The sequence below is a fragment of the Vreelandella massiliensis genome, from assembly GCF_900155385.1.
GTDB classification, from domain to species: domain Bacteria; phylum Pseudomonadota; class Gammaproteobacteria; order Pseudomonadales; family Halomonadaceae; genus Vreelandella; species Vreelandella massiliensis.
The window spans coordinates 57,433-73,931 of record NZ_LT699745.1 but is presented as its reverse complement, the minus strand read 5'-3'; the positions used below and the strand labels follow the sequence as shown (position 1 = coordinate 73,931).

12 protein-coding genes are annotated in these 16,499 nt (G+C 61.4%); 10 read left to right on the top strand and 2 right to left on the bottom strand.

The genetic code is table 11. From position 1 onward, the window contains the following. Positions 1 to 19: 19 nt before the first annotated feature. Positions 20 to 826 (bottom strand): outer membrane protein assembly factor BamD, encoded by an 807-nt coding sequence (locus tag BQ9846_RS05040; protein ID WP_075879556.1) that lies wholly within the window; start codon positions 824 to 826, stop codon positions 20 to 22. 177 nt (positions 827 to 1,003) lie between these two features. Here BQ9846_RS05040 and rluD point away from each other — a divergent pair, with 177 nt between their 5' ends. The 5 genes from rluD (at position 1,004) to ilvN (ending at position 8,213) form a co-directional block, all read left to right on the top strand. Then, complete coding sequence (rluD, locus tag BQ9846_RS05035; RefSeq protein WP_075879555.1) at positions 1,004 to 1,963, top strand: 23S rRNA pseudouridine(1911/1915/1917) synthase RluD; 960 nt, start codon at positions 1,004 to 1,006, stop codon at positions 1,961 to 1,963. A 19-nt stretch (positions 1,964 to 1,982) separates the two neighbouring features. After that, positions 1,983 to 2,738: a peptidoglycan editing factor PgeF gene (gene pgeF, locus BQ9846_RS05030; protein WP_075879554.1), complete on the top strand. Its 756-nt coding sequence runs from the start codon at positions 1,983 to 1,985 to the stop codon at positions 2,736 to 2,738. A gap of 260 nt (positions 2,739 to 2,998) precedes the next feature. Continuing rightward, positions 2,999 to 5,587 carry an ATP-dependent chaperone ClpB gene (clpB, locus tag BQ9846_RS05025; protein WP_075879553.1) on the top strand — a complete coding sequence of 863 codons (2,589 nt, stop codon included), beginning with the start codon at positions 2,999 to 3,001 and terminating at the stop codon, positions 5,585 to 5,587. Between the two features lie 410 nt (positions 5,588 to 5,997). Further along, positions 5,998 to 7,722: an acetolactate synthase 3 large subunit gene (locus tag BQ9846_RS05020; RefSeq protein ID WP_075879552.1), complete on the top strand. Its 1,725-nt coding sequence runs from the start codon at positions 5,998 to 6,000 to the stop codon at positions 7,720 to 7,722. Then, positions 7,722 to 8,213, top strand: a complete 492-nt coding sequence (gene ilvN / locus BQ9846_RS05015; RefSeq protein ID WP_075879551.1) for an acetolactate synthase small subunit — start codon at positions 7,722 to 7,724, stop codon at positions 8,211 to 8,213. Before BQ9846_RS05020 ends, ilvN begins: the two co-directional genes overlap by 1 nt. A 99-nt stretch (positions 8,214 to 8,312) precedes the next feature. Here ilvN and recN read toward each other — a convergent pair whose 3' ends face one another. Next, positions 8,313 to 9,986 carry a DNA repair protein RecN gene (gene recN, locus BQ9846_RS05010; protein ID WP_075879550.1) on the bottom strand — a complete coding sequence of 558 codons (1,674 nt, stop codon included), beginning with the start codon at positions 9,984 to 9,986 and terminating at the stop codon, positions 8,313 to 8,315. Positions 9,987 to 10,162: 176 nt separating this feature from the next. Between recN and grpE the strand changes: the two genes are divergently transcribed. The 5 genes from grpE to carA all read left to right on the top strand — a co-directional run bounded on the left by grpE (position 10,163) and on the right by carA (position 16,494). Then, positions 10,163 to 10,804, top strand: a complete 642-nt coding sequence (gene grpE / locus BQ9846_RS05005) for a nucleotide exchange factor GrpE (RefSeq protein WP_075879549.1) — start codon at positions 10,163 to 10,165, stop codon at positions 10,802 to 10,804. Between the two features lie 129 nt (positions 10,805 to 10,933). Continuing rightward, positions 10,934 to 12,865 carry a molecular chaperone DnaK gene (gene dnaK / locus BQ9846_RS05000; RefSeq protein ID WP_075879548.1) on the top strand — a complete coding sequence of 644 codons (1,932 nt, stop codon included), beginning with the start codon at positions 10,934 to 10,936 and terminating at the stop codon, positions 12,863 to 12,865. Between the two features lie 110 nt (positions 12,866 to 12,975). After that, the gene (gene dnaJ / locus BQ9846_RS04995; protein ID WP_075879547.1) at positions 12,976 to 14,130 is read left to right on the top strand and encodes a molecular chaperone DnaJ; all 1,155 of its coding nucleotides are present in this window, start codon (positions 12,976 to 12,978) and stop codon (positions 14,128 to 14,130) included. Between the two features lie 116 nt (positions 14,131 to 14,246). Next, positions 14,247 to 15,056 (top strand): 4-hydroxy-tetrahydrodipicolinate reductase, encoded by an 810-nt coding sequence (gene dapB / locus BQ9846_RS04990; protein WP_075879546.1) that lies wholly within the window; start codon positions 14,247 to 14,249, stop codon positions 15,054 to 15,056. Between the two features lie 292 nt (positions 15,057 to 15,348). Then, positions 15,349 to 16,494 (top strand): glutamine-hydrolyzing carbamoyl-phosphate synthase small subunit, encoded by a 1,146-nt coding sequence (carA, locus tag BQ9846_RS04985; protein ID WP_210433196.1) that lies wholly within the window; start codon positions 15,349 to 15,351, stop codon positions 16,492 to 16,494. The last annotated feature ends 5 nt before the right edge of the window (positions 16,495 to 16,499 follow it).

Genomic DNA, 16,499 nt, shown 5'->3' with positions numbered 1-16,499 from the left:
TACAGGGATGTAGGGTTGTTTAAAGGTATTTAGGCTGAAACTCGCGGCCACTTAACTGCTCGTGGTTGGGCGCGTTTTCGCGCAATACCGCAAGCACTTCCTGCACGCGGTCCTCCATGCCTAGGCCCATATAGCCCTCCACCATGGTGGCAAGGGCATCGTGAGTGGCGTTGGATTCCGGGTAGTTCTCGATCACCCAGCGCCCGCGCTCCACGGCGGCAACAAAAGCGCCGCGGCGCAGGTAGTAATCGGCGACGTGAAGCTCGTGGCGGGCGAGAATCTCACGTAAGTAGATAATCCGCTGCTGGGCATCGGCGGCGTATTCGCTATTAGGGTAGCGCTGGATGAGTTCACGGAAGTCGTTGTAAGCGTCGCGGGTCGCGCCCAAATCGCGCTTGGAGATATCGATCAAGCGCAGCCGTTCAAGGCTAAAGCGCCCTGCTTGCCAAGCGGCGAGGCCGCGCAGATAGTAGGCGTAATCAACCTGCGGGTGGTCCGGGTGTAGGCGAATAAAACGGCTGGCCGCGGCGCGGGCCTCTTCCCACTCGTCGTTTTCGTAGTAGGCGTAAATCAGCTCCAACTGGGCTTGTTCGGCGTGAGGGCCGAAGGGGAAGCGGGTATCTAGCGCTTCCAGGCGCTCGATGGCGGTCGTGTAAAGGTTGCTGTCCAGCGCAGCGCGGGCGCTTTCATACAGCTCCCTTTCTTCGATACCGGCGTATTCGCTATCATCAGCGGAGTCGGTTGAACCGTTGCTGGCGCAGCCGGCCAATAGGGCCAAACTTAAGGCAAGTGCGCCAAAACGGGTCGCAGCAGAAAAAACGCGCATGGTGATCCTCGTGACAATCCAGCCAATCGCCGAAAAGCGATAGCGGCCATGTTAGAATGAGTCGTCGTTGGCCCACTATAAATCACCTCAGCGCAAAACGCAGGCGTAAAGCGCTCGTTGTTAAACACTGGCGGGGCCAAAGCTGCGACGAAAACTGAGAATGTGAAAGGAACCTTTATGCCCCGCACTGTTGAAGCCACGCAGCGGGTACCGGCCGTGCTTGCCGGTGCCCGCCTAGATCAAGCGGCGGCTGAGTTGTTCAGCGACTATTCGCGAGAGCGTTTGAAAGCATGGATCAACGCTGGCGAACTCACCGTCGACGGCGCCCGGGTGAAACCTAAAACCAAGCTCCACGGCGACGAGACGCTGGCCCTTCGCGCCACGCTTGAAGAAGAGGAGCGCTTTGAAGCGCAGGCGATCCCGCTTGACGTGGTGTTTGAGGATGACGCCGTCATGGTGGTCAACAAGCCCGCCGGCATGGTCGTTCACCCTGCCGCGGGCAATCCCGATGGCACGCTGCTTAACGCGCTGTTGCACCACCATCCGGCCCTGGCGCAGCTGCCTCGGGCGGGGATTGTCCACCGTTTGGACAAAGACACCACGGGCCTGATGATGGTAGCCAAAACGCTACCGGCGCAGACGGCGCTGGTTGAACAGCTGCAGGCGCGCACGGTGTCGCGCCAGTATGATGCCGTGGTGATAGGTACGCCGGTGGCGGGTGGCACGGTGGATGCGCCGATTGGCCGCCACCCCAAGGATCGCAAGCGCCAGGCCGTGAATGCCTCGGGCAAACCCGCGGTAACGCATTTTCGCGTGGTGGAGCGTTTTCGCGCCCACACCCACGTGCGCTGTCAGTTGGAAACCGGCCGCACTCACCAGATTCGCGTCCACATGGCGCATGCGCGCTATCCGCTGATTGGCGATCCGCTCTATGGTGGGCGGCCGAAACTGCCGCCCGGGGCGGCCGAGCCGCTAAAAGAGATACTGCGTGAGTTCCCGCGTCAGGCGCTGCACGCGCGCAAGCTCTCCTTTATTCATCCGCAAACCGAGCAAACCCTGACGTTTCGCGCGCCGCTGCCGGATGATCTCTTGATGCTGCTGGATTACCTGCGCGAAGACCACGCCACCATGCGCTAAGGCGCCTGAAGGAGTTGCTATGAGCGACGCTATTGACCTTCGACCCACGCTGATCACGCCTGACTGGCCCGCTCCGGCCAACGTGGGCGCTTTCGTCACCACGCGGGAAACCGGCCCCAGCCAGGGCGCTTTTGCGGCCTTTAACCCGGCGCACCACGTGGGCGATAACCCCGATCACGTCGATTTGTGCCGACGCCAGCTGCACAAGGAGTTAAGCGACGAACGCCCTCTGCTATGGCTCAACCAGACCCATGGTGCTCGCGTGCAGCAGCGCTACCAGAAAACACCGCCCGAGGCCGACGCCGCGCTAGCGGATAGCCGTGACTACGCCTGTGTGGTACTGACGGCCGACTGCCTGCCGGTGCTGTTTTGCGACCGTGCCGGCACCCGAGTGGCGGTAGCCCACGCCGGCTGGCGGGGGTTGGCGGGTGGGGTGCTGGAGGCCACGGTCGCGGCGCTCAATACCCCCCCGGACGATGTGCTGGTATGGCTAGGCCCGGCGATCTCCAACGCGCAGTTTGAAGTGGGCGCCGAGGTGTACGATGCGTTTGTCGCCATGAACCCCGAGGCGAAAGAGGCGTTCGACCACAGCCCTTATCGGTTAGGCCATCAGATGGCCGACCTCTACCGGTTGGCGCGGCTGCGCCTGGAAGCGCTGGGCATTCACCATGTCAGCGGCGGCCACTTTTGCACCGCCTGCGAGCCGCGCTTTTACTCCTACCGCCGCGATAATGGCCGCACCGGGCGCATGGCGAGTGTGATCTGGCTTAAATAGCCTCTCGCGGCTTCCGTTCGTCCTGAGCTTGTCGAAGGGCATGCCAGCATTGGCGCAACACTCTGAATCCTTCGATAGGCTCAGGATGATCGTGTGTCGTGCCGTTGAGTCGCTAATGCCGATAGCCCACCCTTCTTTAACGTCTCCTCTTGAAAGTGGATGGAACCGGTACCATCTTCTCTGTCAAGCACCATATTTGATGCAAGAGACAGGGCCAAACGGCGCGTCCGAACGCGCCGTCAGCCCAAAAGGAGAGTTTTATGCGATTCGATAAATTTACCGCCAAGTTGCAAAATGCCGTGGCCGATGCCCAGTCCCTGGCGGTGGGTCACGGCCACAATCAGCTTGAGCCCGGCCACCTGCTGCTGGCGCTGCTCGATGCCCGTGACACCGGCATCAAGGCACTTTTACAGAAGGCCGGCGGTGACCCCGCCAAGCTGCGCGATGGCCTGGTGGCCCACGTGGAAGATTTGCCCAAGGTCTCCGAGTTTACCGGCGAGGTGCAGCCCTCGCGGGATCTGATCAAGCTTTTCAACCTCACCGACCGCGAGGCCCAAAGCCGCGGCGATCAGTACATCGCCAGCGAGCTTGTGCTCCTGGCTGCCCTGGAGGCGGGCCACGCGGTGACCAAACTGCTCAAGCAGGCCGGGGTGACGCGCAAGGCGCTGGATGACGCCATCGTCAGCGTGCGCGGCGGGGCCAGCGTGGACGACCCCAACGCCGAAGAGCAGCGCGAGGCCCTGGATAAGTACACCCTGGATCTCAACGAGCGCGCCGCCAGCGGCAAGATCGACCCGGTGATCGGGCGCGACGACGAGATCCGCCGGGCTATTCAGGTGCTGCAGCGCCGGACAAAGAACAACCCGGTGCTGATCGGTGAGCCCGGCGTGGGCAAGACCGCCATCGTCGAGGGGCTCGCCCAGCGCATCGTCGATGGCGAAGTGCCGGAAGGGCTCAAGAACAAGCGCGTGCTGTCGCTCGACATGGGCGCGCTGCTGGCCGGGGCCAAGTTTCGCGGCGAGTTTGAGGAGCGCCTGAAGGCGGTGCTCAAGGAGCTGGCCCAGGAGGAGGGCCGGGTGATCCTGTTTATCGATGAGCTGCACACCATGGTCGGCGCCGGCAAGGCCGAGGGCGCCATGGACGCGGGCAACATGTTGAAGCCGGCACTTGCCCGCGGCGAGCTGCACTGCGTCGGTGCCACCACCCTGGATGAGTACCGCAAGTACATCGAGAAGGACGCCGCGCTTGAGCGCCGCTTCCAGAAAGTGCAGGTGGATGAGCCCTCCGAGGAGGATACGGTGGCCATCCTGCGCGGCTTGAAGGAGCGCTACGAGGTACACCACGGCGTGGATATCACCGATGGTGCCATTATCGCCGCGGCGAAGCTCTCCACTCGCTACATCACCGACCGTCAGCTGCCCGACAAGGCCATCGACCTGATCGACGAGGCCTCCTCGCGCATCCGCATGGAGCTCGACTCCAAGCCCGAGGAGATGGACCGTCTTGAGCGGCGCTTGATCCAGCTCAAGATGGAGCGCGAGCACTTAAAGAAAGAGACCGACGAGGCCGCCAAAAAGCGCCTTGAGACGCTTGAGGCGCAGATCAATGACCTGGAGCGCGAGTACGCGGATCTTGACGAGATCTGGAAGGCCGAGAAGGCCAGCATCCAGGGTGCGGCCCAGTTCAAGGACGAGCTCGACCGGGCCCGCGTTGATCTTGAGCAGGCCCGCCGCCAGGGCGATCTCGGCCGCATGTCGGAGCTGCAGTACGGGGTGATTCCCGAGCTTGAGCGCAAGATCGCCGAGAGCAATGAGCACGAGGCCGACACCGATACCGCCAAGCACACCCTACTGCGCTCGAACGTCACGGAAGAGGAGATCGCCGAGGTGGTGTCGCGCTGGACTGGCATTCCCGTCTCCAAGATGCTTGAGGGCGAGCGCGATAAGCTTTTGCGCATGGAGGAGGCGCTGCACGAGCGGGTGATCGGTCAGGACGAAGCGGTCACCGCGGTGGCCAACGCCGTGCGCCGCTCCCGCGCCGGGCTTGCCGACCCCAATCGCCCCAACGGCTCCTTCCTGTTCCTCGGCCCGACCGGGGTGGGCAAGACCGAGCTGTGCAAATCGCTGGCGAACTTTTTGTTCGACACCGAAGAGGCGATGGTGCGCATCGACATGTCGGAATTCATGGAGAAGCACTCCGTGGCGCGGCTGATCGGCGCGCCTCCCGGCTATGTCGGCTATGAAGAGGGCGGCTATTTGACCGAGGCGGTGCGTCGCAAGCCCTACTCGGTGCTGCTGCTCGACGAGGTGGAGAAGGCCCACGCCGATGTGTTCAATATCCTGTTGCAGGTGCTTGAGGATGGCCGCTTGACCGATGGTCAGGGCCGCACGGTGGACTTCCGTAACACCGTGATTGTGATGACCTCGAACATGGGCTCGGACATCATTCAGCGCATGGGCGGTGAGGAGAGCGACTATGAGGGCATGAAAAACGCGGTCATAGAAGTCGTGGGCAACCACTTCCGCCCAGAGCTAATTAACCGTATCGATGAAGTGGTGGTGTTCCACGCGCTGGGGCAAGAGCAGATCCAAGCCATCGCCGGCATTCAGCTAGAGCGCTTGAAAGCGCGCTTGGCCGAGCACGACCTGGGCCTTGAGGTGAGCGACGACGCCATGGCGCAGCTCGCCGTGGTGGGCTTCGACCCGGTCTTTGGCGCGCGGCCGCTCAAACGGGCGATCCAGAGCCGCATCGAGAACCCGCTGGCCCAAGAGTTGCTCGCCGGCAAGTACGCGCCCGGCAGCGTTATTCGCGTCAGCGCGGAAGAGGGCAAACTGGTGTTTAGCGTTTAATCGCCGCGAGCGTTACGCGCCCCTTGACGCCTCACCGAGCACGGTGGGGCGTTTTTGCGCCGTCATTTCGTCTCGAACGGCGGCGAGAGGTTGACAGGCCAAGGGCGCTAATGGAATCTTACCCCTTCCTGATTTGCGGGCGCGGAACCCACGGGCAACCCCCTATCCCCGCGCGAAGGGTAGGCGAACGCCTCTACCCGCCGAAGGACTTCCGGGCTTGGGCTAACCGCCCGACCTGGCCAACGCCCCGACGCGGCGATCCGCCGTGAGAGAGTGCAGGCCCTAACCGGGTCTAATGCCAGGGTTTGGCATCAGGTGCCGGCGTAACCGGCAGCGGCATACCGCCGCACTCGACTAAAACAGGCATCCGGCCTGTGTATGGCACTCGAGACCTCCAGGGGAGAGACACTGTGGAACTGCTTTCCGGCGCAGATATGATCGCCCGCTTCTTGCAAGATGAGGGCGTTGAGTACATTTATGGGTATCCCGGTGGAGCCGCGCTGCATATTTACGATGCGCTGTTCCGCCAAGACAAAGTCAAACACATCTTGGTGCGCCACGAACAGGCGGCCACTCATGCAGCGGATGGCTACGCGCGCGCCTCGGGCAAGCCCGGCTGCGTGCTGGTCACCTCCGGCCCCGGCGCCACCAATGCCGTCACCGGTATCGCCACCGCCTATATGGACTCGATCCCGATGGTGGTGCTGTGCGGTCAGGTGATGAGCCACCTGATCGGCGATGATGCCTTCCAAGAGACCGATATCGTAGGCGTGACGCGCCCGATCGTGAAGCACAGCTTCGCGATTCGCCACCCCTCCGAAATTCCGGAAGTGCTGAAAAAGGCGTTCTATCTCGCTTCGACTGGCCGCCCCGGCCCGGTCGTGGTCGATATTCCCAAGGATATGACCGCCCCCACCGAACGCTACGAATACGTCTACCCGAAAAAGGTCAAGATGCGTTCGTACAACCCGGTCACCCGTGGGCATACCGGTCAGATCAAAAAAGCCGTGGAGATGATGCTCAAGGCCAAGCGCCCGGTGTTTTACACCGGTGGCGGCGTGGTGACCGGCAAGGCAAGCGAAGGGTTGACCGACCTGGTCAAAAAGCTTGGCTTTCCCATCACCACCACGCTGATGGGCATTGGCGCTTATCCGCAAAGCGATCGCCAGTGCTTGGGGTGGCTCGGCATGCACGGCTCCTATGAGTCGAACATGGCGATGCACCACGCCGACTTGATCATCGCCATCGGCGCGCGTTTTGACGATCGCGTGACCAACAACACCTCGAAATTCTGCCCTACGGCCAAGATCATCCACGTCGACGTGGACCCGAGTTCGGTGTCCAAAACCGTGCGCGCCGATGTGCCGATCGTGGGGCCGGCATCGAGCGTGATCAACGAGATGATCAGCCTGGTGCAGGGTAAAGAGATCGCCAACCCCGACGCCTTGACCGCCTGGTGGCAGCAGATCGACGGCTGGCGCGAGTCTCGCGAAGGCAAACTTTACGAGCCCTCTAAACCGGGTGAGGTGTTAAAGCCGCAGGAAGTGGTCGAGGCGCTGTGCCGCGTGACCCGGGGCGAGGCGTACGTCACCACCGACGTCGGCCAGCACCAGATGTTCGCCGCGCAGTACTACAAGTTCGATAAGCCCAATCGCCTGATTACCTCCGGGGGCTTGGGTACCATGGGCTTTGGCTTCCCCGCGGCGATGGGCATCAAGCAGAACTACCCCGATGCCGACGTGGTATGTGTCACCGGCGAAGGCAGCTTCCAGATGATGATGCAGGAGCTCTCCACCTGTAAGCAGTACGGCGTGGGGGTGAAAATCGTCAATCTGAATAACGCCTCGCTAGGGATGGTGCGCCAGTGGCAGGATTTGAACTACAAATCCCGCCACGCCCACTCGTACATGGAGTCGCTGCCCGATTTCCATATGCTGATTGAGGCGTACGGCTTTACCGCCATCACGGTCAACACCATCGACGAGCTAGAGCCGGCCTTGGAGCGCGCTTTTGCTGACAAGCATGAGCTTGTGTTCCTCGATGTGAAGGTCGACCCCTTCGAACACGTCTACCCGATGCAGGTGCCGTTAGGCTCCATGCGTGACATGCTGCTGTCTAAAACGGAGCGTACCTAATGCGTCATATCATCTCGATTCTGATGGAAAACGAACCGGGTGCTCTGTCGCGTGTGGTCGGTCTGTTTTCGCAGCGTAATTACAACATCGAAACGCTGAACGTGGCACCCACGGAAGACCCGTCGCTGTCGCGGCTGACCGTGACCACGGTGGGCGATGATCGCGTGATAGAACAGATCACCAAGCACCTCAACAAGCTGATCGACGTGGTCAAGCTGGTGGATCTCACCGAAGGCAACCACATTGAGCGCGAGCTGATGCTGGTGAAGGTGAAAGCACTGGGAGCGGCGCGCGACGAGGTTAAGCGCACGGCGGATATCTTCCGCGCGCAAGTGGTCGACGTCACGCCGAGCCTCTACACCGTGCAGATTACCGGCGATGCGACCAAGCTTGATGCGTTCTTGAGCGCGATGGCGCCGCTGGGTATTCTTGAAGTGGCGCGCACCGGCGTCTCGGGCATCGCCCGCGGCGATAAGGTGTTGTCGCTGTAACGCCTGAGCGCTCGCGCTGCCTTGGGCTGCGCTATGAATCAAAACGCCCGCGCCGTGAAAACGGCGCGGGCGTTTTGGTTATGCAGGTTTTGCTGGCGATTAATGCGGCGGGCGCTGACTGGCGTGGAGCATCTCGCGGGCGTGGGCGAGCGTTTGATCCGAGAGGTTCACCCCGCCAAGCATGCGCGCGAGCTCGCTGACCCGGCCGCCTTCGTCGAGCAGGGCCATATGGGTCAGCGTGGTGTTGCGCTTGGCGCGCTTTTCGATATGCAGGTGCTGGTGAGCCTGCGCGGCGACTTGCGGCAGGTGGGTCACGGTCATGACCTGGCCGCTGTCGCCGAGCTTGCGCAAAAGCTTGCCGACGATTTCCGCCGTGGCCCCCGAAACCCCCACGTCCACTTCGTCGAACACCAGGCTGGGAATGGTCGAGTGGCTCGCGGCCACCACCTGGATCGCCAGACTGATGCGCGAAAGCTCGCCCCCCGAGGCAACTTTGGCCAAGGGGCGCGCGGGTTGGCCGGGGTTGGCGCTGATCATAAATTGAACGCGGTCTAAGCCGTCGGGCGCCGGGGTGTCGCGGCTCTCCAGCGCCACCTCAAAGCGCGCCTTATCCATGGCCAAAAACGCCAGCTGCTGCTGCACCTCTTTGCCCAACCGGGCCGCGGCTTTTTGCCGTGCGTCGCTTAAGGCTTTGGCCTCGCCGCGGTAGCGCTCGCGCAGCGCCTCCACCTCTTCGCTTAGCGCGTCCAGATCGCTGTCGCTGGCGCCGAGCTGGGCGAGCTCCCGGGTCAGCGCCTGGTGCTGGCTGTAGAGTTCCTCGGGCGCGACGTGATGCTTGCGCGCCAAGCGGTGGATGTCGCCCAGACGATCCTCTACCCAGGCCAAGCGCTCCGGGTCGAGTTCGGTATGGCCGGATAGCCGCGCGAGTTCGCTGGCGGCTTCCTCAAGCTGAATTTGCGCCTCATTCAACATGGCAAGCGTGTTGGCAAGCGCCCCTTTATCGCTGCCGGGCAGCGCGCTCAAATGCTGGTGGGCGCGGTGCAGCAGCGACAGCGCACCGCCTTCGTCGCTGGCGCAGCAGTCGGCGGCAAACTGGGTTTCGCGCAAGATCTCCTCGGCGTGGGCGAGCTGTAGCTGCTCCTCCTCAAGTGTGGGGAGTTCATCTGAACCCAGGGCGAGCTGGTCGAGCTCTTCGACCTGATAGCGCAGTAGCTGGCGTTTGGCCTCGATTTCACTGCCCGCTTCGCTGAGTTTTTTTAACCGCCGGCGAGCGGCTTGCCAGGCGCGAAAGGTTTCCGCGAGTTGATGTGTGCGACGATTAAGCCCCGCGTAGTCATCGAGGAGCGCAAGGTGCGTCTCGTCGCGCATCAGGGCTTGGTGAGCGTGCTGGCCGTGAATCTGAATCAAGTGCTCGCCCAGTGCTTTCAGGTCGCTGACGGTGGCGGGCTGGCCGTTGATCCACGCTTTAGAGCGCCCGTTGGCCGTGACCACCCGGCGTAGCAAGCACTCATCGCTGGGCAGTTCGCGCTCGCTCAGCCAGGCTTTCGCTGCCGGCAAATGATGGATATCAAAGCGTGCTGATAGGTCGGTGCGCTCGCAGCCGTGGCGCACGCTGCCGGCATCGGCGCGCTCGCCGAGGCACAGCCCCAGGGCGCCGAGCAGAATCGATTTGCCGGCGCCGGTTTCACCGGTGATGGCCGTCATGCCGCCGGTAAGGTCGAGTTCTAAGTGGTCAACGATGGCGAAATCCTGAATCGCTAACTGGGTCAGCATGGGTTCCTCCTGGCGCCGGGCAGGGTGGTTTGAGATTTTATACAGTGGATAATTTATACAGTAGCTGCTAGGGCACTTCAATAGAGAAACGCATCGACCTCTTGAGTTGAAACGCTTGGCCCCCATATACCCCTGCAAACCTAAAATGACCACTGTTTGCCTATTAGGAGTGACGCATGGCTAAAGAACCGCAAACCCCGCTAGATGAAGAGCTCGCCCGCGAAGAGCAAGAGCAGGAAGCGGAAACGCCCGAGCAAAAGGCGCAAGAGCGCCTCGAAGAGGGGGAGCTTGAAGGCCTGATCGAAGACGAGGGAGACACCGTTGCCACCTCGACGGATAACCCCGAAGCGGAAGTCTTGGCAGCGGAGGTTGAGGAACTCAAGCAGAGCTTGGCCGAGGCGAAAGACCAAGCCCTACGCGAAGCGGCCGAAGCGCAAAACGTGCGTCGCCGCGCGGAGCAGGAAGCGGAAAAAGCGCGCAAGTTCGCCCTGGAGAAGTTCGTCAAAGAGCTTTTGCCGGTGGTGGATAGCTTGGAGAAAGCGCTGGAATCGATGGAGGGCGAAGCCTCCGAAGCGCACCGCGAAGGCGTTTCCATGACGCTGAAAATGCAGCTCGATGTGCTCGGCAAATTCGGCGTCGAGCCGATAGAGCCTCATGGCGAGCCCTTCGACCCGCAGGTGCATGAGGCGTTGACGATGGTGCCCAACCCCGAGATGGAGCCCAACACGGTGATGGAAGTGATGCAAAAAGGCTACCTGCTCAACGGCCGCTTGGTACGCCCCGCGATGGTGGTGGTCAGTCAAAAAGCGGGTGAATAGGCAGAAAAAAGCCCTTGAAATGCCGCAAGCCACCCCCAAATAAGGGGTCAACCACGCGGTAAACGCCGCTAACGCAAAAGATATAACGTTTTTTTACGTTCCTTCATTAACGAATTTGAGGTTTCTACTATGGGACGCATTATTGGTATTGACCTGGGCACCACAAACTCTTGTGTCGCCGTACTCGACGGTGACAGTGCTAAGGTCATCGAAAACGCCGAAGGCGGCCGCACCACGCCGTCTATCATCGCCTACACCGATGACGGTGAGACGCTGGTAGGTCAGGCGGCGAAACGCCAAGCCGTGACCAACCCGGAAAACACCCTGTACGCCATCAAGCGTCTGATCGGTCGTCGCTTCAAAGACGACGTCGTACAGAAAGACATCAAAATGGTGCCGTACAAAATCACCGAAGCCGACAATGGCGACGCCTGGGTGGAGGTGAAAGGCAAGAAAATGGCACCGCCGCAGGTCAGCGCGGAAGTGCTGAAGAAAATGAAGAAAACCGCCGAGGACTATCTTGGCGAAGAAGTGACCGAAGCGGTTATCACCGTGCCGGCCTACTTCAACGACAGCCAGCGTCAGGCGACCAAAGACGCCGGCCGTATCGCGGGCTTGGAAGTGAAGCGCATCATCAACGAGCCCACGGCGGCGGCGCTGGCTTACGGCATGGATAAGTCGCGCGGCGATAAGACCATCGCGGTTTATGACCTGGGTGGCGGTACCTTCGATATCTCCATCATCGAAGTGGCCGACGTTGACGGTGAAACGCAGTTTGAGGTGCTGGCCACCAACGGCGACACCTTCCTCGGCGGCGAAGACTTCGACCTGGCGCTGATCAACTACTTGGTCGATCAGTTCAAGTCCGACAGCGGTATTGACCTCTCTGGCGACAACCTCGCCATGCAGCGTCTGAAGGAAGCCGCTGAAAAGGCCAAGATCGAGCTTTCCAGCGCCCAGCAGACCGATGTGAACCTGCCGTACATCACGGCGGACAACACCGGGCCGAAACACTTGAACGTCAAAGTGACCCGCGCCAAGCTCGAGTCGCTGGTGGAAGAACTGGTTCAGCGCTCGCTGGAGCCGTGCAAGGTGGCCCTGAAAGACGCAGGCCTCTCCGCTTCTGAAGTGGATGAAGTGATCCTGGTCGGCGGCCAGACCCGCATGCCGCAGGTACAGAAGAAAGTCGCTGACTTCTTCGGCAAGGATGCGCGCAAGGACGTCAACCCCGATGAAGCCGTGGCGGTCGGTGCCGCGATTCAGGGCGGCGTGCTCGGCGGCGATGTTAAAGACGTGCTGCTGCTCGACGTCACACCGCTGACCCTGGGTATCGAAACCATGGGTGGCGTGATGACGCCGCTGATCGAGAAGAACACCACCATCCCGACGAAGAAGACGCAAACCTTCTCCACCGCGGATGACAACCAGACCGCCGTGACGATTCACGTGGTCCAGGGTGAGCGTAAGCAAGTCTCGCAGAACAAGTCGTTGGGTCGCTTCGACCTCGCCGACATTCCGCCGGCGCCGCGCGGTGTGCCGCAGATCGAAGTGGCGTTCGACCTCGATGCCAACGGTATCTTGAACGTTTCCGCGAAAGACAAGGCTACCGGTAAAGAGCAGTCGATTGTGATCAAGGCCTCCAGCGGCTTGACCGATGACGAAATCGAGCAGATGGTGCGCGACGCCGAAGCGCACGCCGACGAAGACAAGAAGTTCGAGGAACTGGTGGCGCTGCGCAACCAAGCGGATGGCATGATCCACGCTACCCGCAAGACGCTGGAAGAAGCCGGTGACAAGGCCACCGATGAAGAGAAACAGAACATCGAAACCGCCATCACCGAGCTTGAAGAAGCGACGAAAGGCGATGATCAAGACGACATCCAGAAGAAGCTGGACGCCTTGACCGAAGCTTCAGGTCAGCTGGCACAGAAGATGTACGCTGAACAGGCCGAAGGCGAGCAAGCCGGCGGTGAAGGCGGCGAGCAAGCGGGCACCAAGCCGGAAGATGACGTGGTTGACGCCGAGTACGAAGAAGTCAACGACGACAAGAAAAAGCAGTAACCAACCTCTTTCTGCCAAGGAAAGTGGTGACGCGGGAGGCAACTCCCGCGTTGCTGTTTCCGGCCGCTAAAGGCGTCATTGAAAGCGTATAACCAGGAGGCGTGGGACCCATGTCCAAACGCGATTATTACGAAGTCCTGGGGGTCGATAAAGGGGCTGATCAGAAAGAGATCAAAAAGGCCTACCGCCGCCTGGCGCAGAAGTATCACCCCGATCGAAACCCGGACGACGACACCGCCGCTGAGAAATTCCGCGAAGTGTCAGAGGCGTATGAAGTCTTAACCGATAGTGAAAAGCGCGCTGCCTACGACCAGTTTGGTCATGCTGGCGTTGACGGCCAGGGCGGCGGCTTTGGTGGCGGTGGTTTCGGCGGCGGTGGCGCCGGCGATTTCAGCGATATCTTCGGCGACGTGTTCGGCGATATCTTTGGTGGCGGTGGCGGGCGCCGTCGTGGCCCCAATGCCCCCGCGCGCGGCAGTGATCTGCGCTACAACCTTGAGCTCGATCTTGAGAACGCGGTGTCCGGTACCACCGTGGATATCCGCGTGCCGCGCCACATCAACTGCGACCGCTGCGACGGAGACGGCGCCGAGCCGGGCTCAAGCAAAGAGACCTGCCCCACCTGCGCCGGCCACGGCCAAGTGCGCATGCAGCAGGGCTTTTTCGCCGTGCAGCAAACCTGCCCGACCTGCCACGGCTCTGGCCAGCACATCAAAGTGCCGTGCCATAAGTGTAACGGCGAAGGGCGCGTGCGCGAGACGCGCACCCTGTCGGTCAAGATTCCCGCGGGGGTCGATACCGGGGATCGCATTCGCTTGAACGGCGAGGGCGAGGCCGGCATTAACGGTGGCCCGCCCGGCGATCTCTACGTGCAGGTGGCGATCAAGCCGCACCATATCTTCCAGCGTGACGGCAAGCACTTACAGTGCGACGTGCCGATCAACTTCGTCGATGCCGCACTCGGCGGCGAGCTGGAAGTGCCCACGCTCGATGGCCGCGTGAAGTTGAAGATTCCCCCCGAGACGCAAACCGGCAAGATGTTTCGCCTCAAGGGCAAGGGCGTCAAACCGGTCCGCGGCGGCGCGCCGGGGGATCTTTTGTGCAAGGTGGTGGTGGAAACGCCCGTCAACCTCAACGACGAGCAGAAAGACCTGCTGCGTCAGCTACAAGAGAGCTTCGACGGCAGCAACAGTCACAGCCACTCACCCAAGAAAACCGGCTTTTTCGACAGCGTGAAGAAGTTCTTTGAAGATATGAAGCCGTAGTGTCGCCTAGCAGGTAGCGACACATCGCAAAATACCCCGGTGGTGGATGCCATCGGGGTATTGTGTTTCTGGTATAATTTTTCATCCGACGCTAAACCCAACACGCAGGAGCTCGCATGACTCGAATTGCCATAGTAGGCGTGGCTGGCCGCATGGGCCGTACGCTGGTTAACGCCGTGGAGCAGGACGCCGGCGCCACCTTGGCCGGGGGCGTTGTGGAGCCGGGGAGTTCGCTTGCCGGGGCGGATATTGGTGAGTTGGCGGGCGTGGGGAAAAAAGGCGTTGTGGCGGTGGATTCGCTGGAGGCGCTGGGCGACGACGTGGAGGTGCTGATTGACTTCACCGCGCCGAAGGTCACGCTTGCGAACCTGGCGTTTTGTGCCGAGCACGGTAAGCGCATCGTGATTGGCACCACCGGCATGAGCGACGCCGAAATCGCCGAACTCGATGGTTTTCGCGACCGCGTGCCGATGGTGTTTGCCCCCAATATGAGCGTCGGGGTTAACCTGACGCTGAAGCTCTTAGAGACCGCCGCCAAAGCGCTGGGCGATGAAGGCTACGATATCGAAGTGATCGAGTCGCACCACCGCCACAAGGTCGATGCGCCCTCGGGTACGGCGCTCAAGATGGGCGAAGTGGTGGCCGAGAGCTTGGGGCGCAACTTAAAAGAGCACGGTGTGTTTGAGCGTGTGGGTCAGTGCGGGCCGCGCACGGATAAAGAGATCGGTTTTGCCACCGTGCGCGCGGGCGATATCGTCGGCGAGCATACGGTCATGTTCGCCACCGAAGGCGAGCGCATCGAAATCACCCATAAGGCGTCAAGCCGCATGACCTTTGCCAAGGGCGCGGTGCGGGCGGCCCGCTGGGTCGCGGACCAAGAGAGCGGCCGTTACGACATGCAGGATGTGCTGGGTCTCGGCCAATAAGGCCCGAGCCAGTGAAACCTAGGTAACGGGGGCTAGCCGCTGGGGCCGAAATCCTGTAACATTGCAAAAATTTTGGCCGGGTGGCTGATAAAAAGCCCCAGCAGCAGTTTGAACACACATGATGGCTGCATCATGGAAAAGAACAACAAGCGGGATGAGACCGATTTTTTAATCGGCTTCGTCCCGCTTTTTTACGACCCGACGTTTGCCCGCAAACGCCGTTACCGGAACGCTGAGCCAGCGCCGACTGGCGTTCACCAGCATGGGAGGATATGTCTTGAATAACCCCGCATTGAGCAAACCCGCGATATTGGCCCTAGAGGATGGCAGTGTGTTCCACGGCACCGCTATCGGCGCCGAAGGAAAAACCAGCGGTGAAGTGGTGTTCAATACGGCCATGACTGGCTATCAAGAAATTCTCACCGATCCCTCCTATACCCGCCAAATCGTGACCCTGACCTATCCCCATATCGGCAATACCGGCGTTAACGGCGAAGACATCGAGTCCGCCACGATTGCCGCGGCGGGGCTGGTGATTCGCGATCTGCCGCTGCTCGCCAGCAACTTTCGCAGCGAGCAGACGCTGTCGGACTATCTCGTAAGCCAGAACGTGCTGGGCATCGCCGATATCGATACCCGCCGGTTAACGCGGATTCTGCGCAACAAAGGCGCGCAGAACGGGGCGATTCTTGCAGGGGCAGAAGCCGAGGGCGACGACGCCGTGGAGCGCGCGCTGGAAGCGGCCAGAGCATTCCCCGGTCTCAAAGGGATGGACTTGGCCAAGGTGGTCTCCTGCCAGGCACCCTACGAGTGGAGCGAAGGCGAGTGGGCGCTGGGTAAGGGGTATCAAGACGCCGCCACCATCGAGCGGCCTCTCCATGTGGTGGCTTACGACTACGGCGTCAAGCGCAACATTCTACGCATGCTCGCCTCGCGCGGCTGCCGCTTGACCGTGGTGCCGGCGCAGATGCCCGCCGCCGAGGTGCTGGCGATGAACCCGGACGGCGTGTTTCTGGCTAACGGCCCCGGCGACCCCGAGCCCTGCGACTACGCCATCAAGGCGATCCAGGAGGTTCTTGAAACCCAGATTCCGGTATTCGGCATTTGCCTTGGCCATCAGCTACTGGCGCTGGCAAGCGGCGCGAAGACGGTGAAGATGAGTCACGGCCACCACGGCGCCAACCACCCGGTCGTCGATGTCGATAGCGGCACGGTGATGATCACCAGCCAGAACCACGGGTTCGCCGCTGACGAAGCGAGCCTGCCCGCCAATGTGCGTGCAACCCACCGGTCGCTCTTTGACGGCACGCTGCAAGGGATTGAGCTGACCGACCGTCCGGCCTTCAGTTTTCAGGGCCACCCGGAAGCGAGCCCCGGCCCGCGCGACGTGGCGCCCCTGTTTGACCGCTTCGTGGCCATGATGTGGGCGCGCCGGTAAGCCGC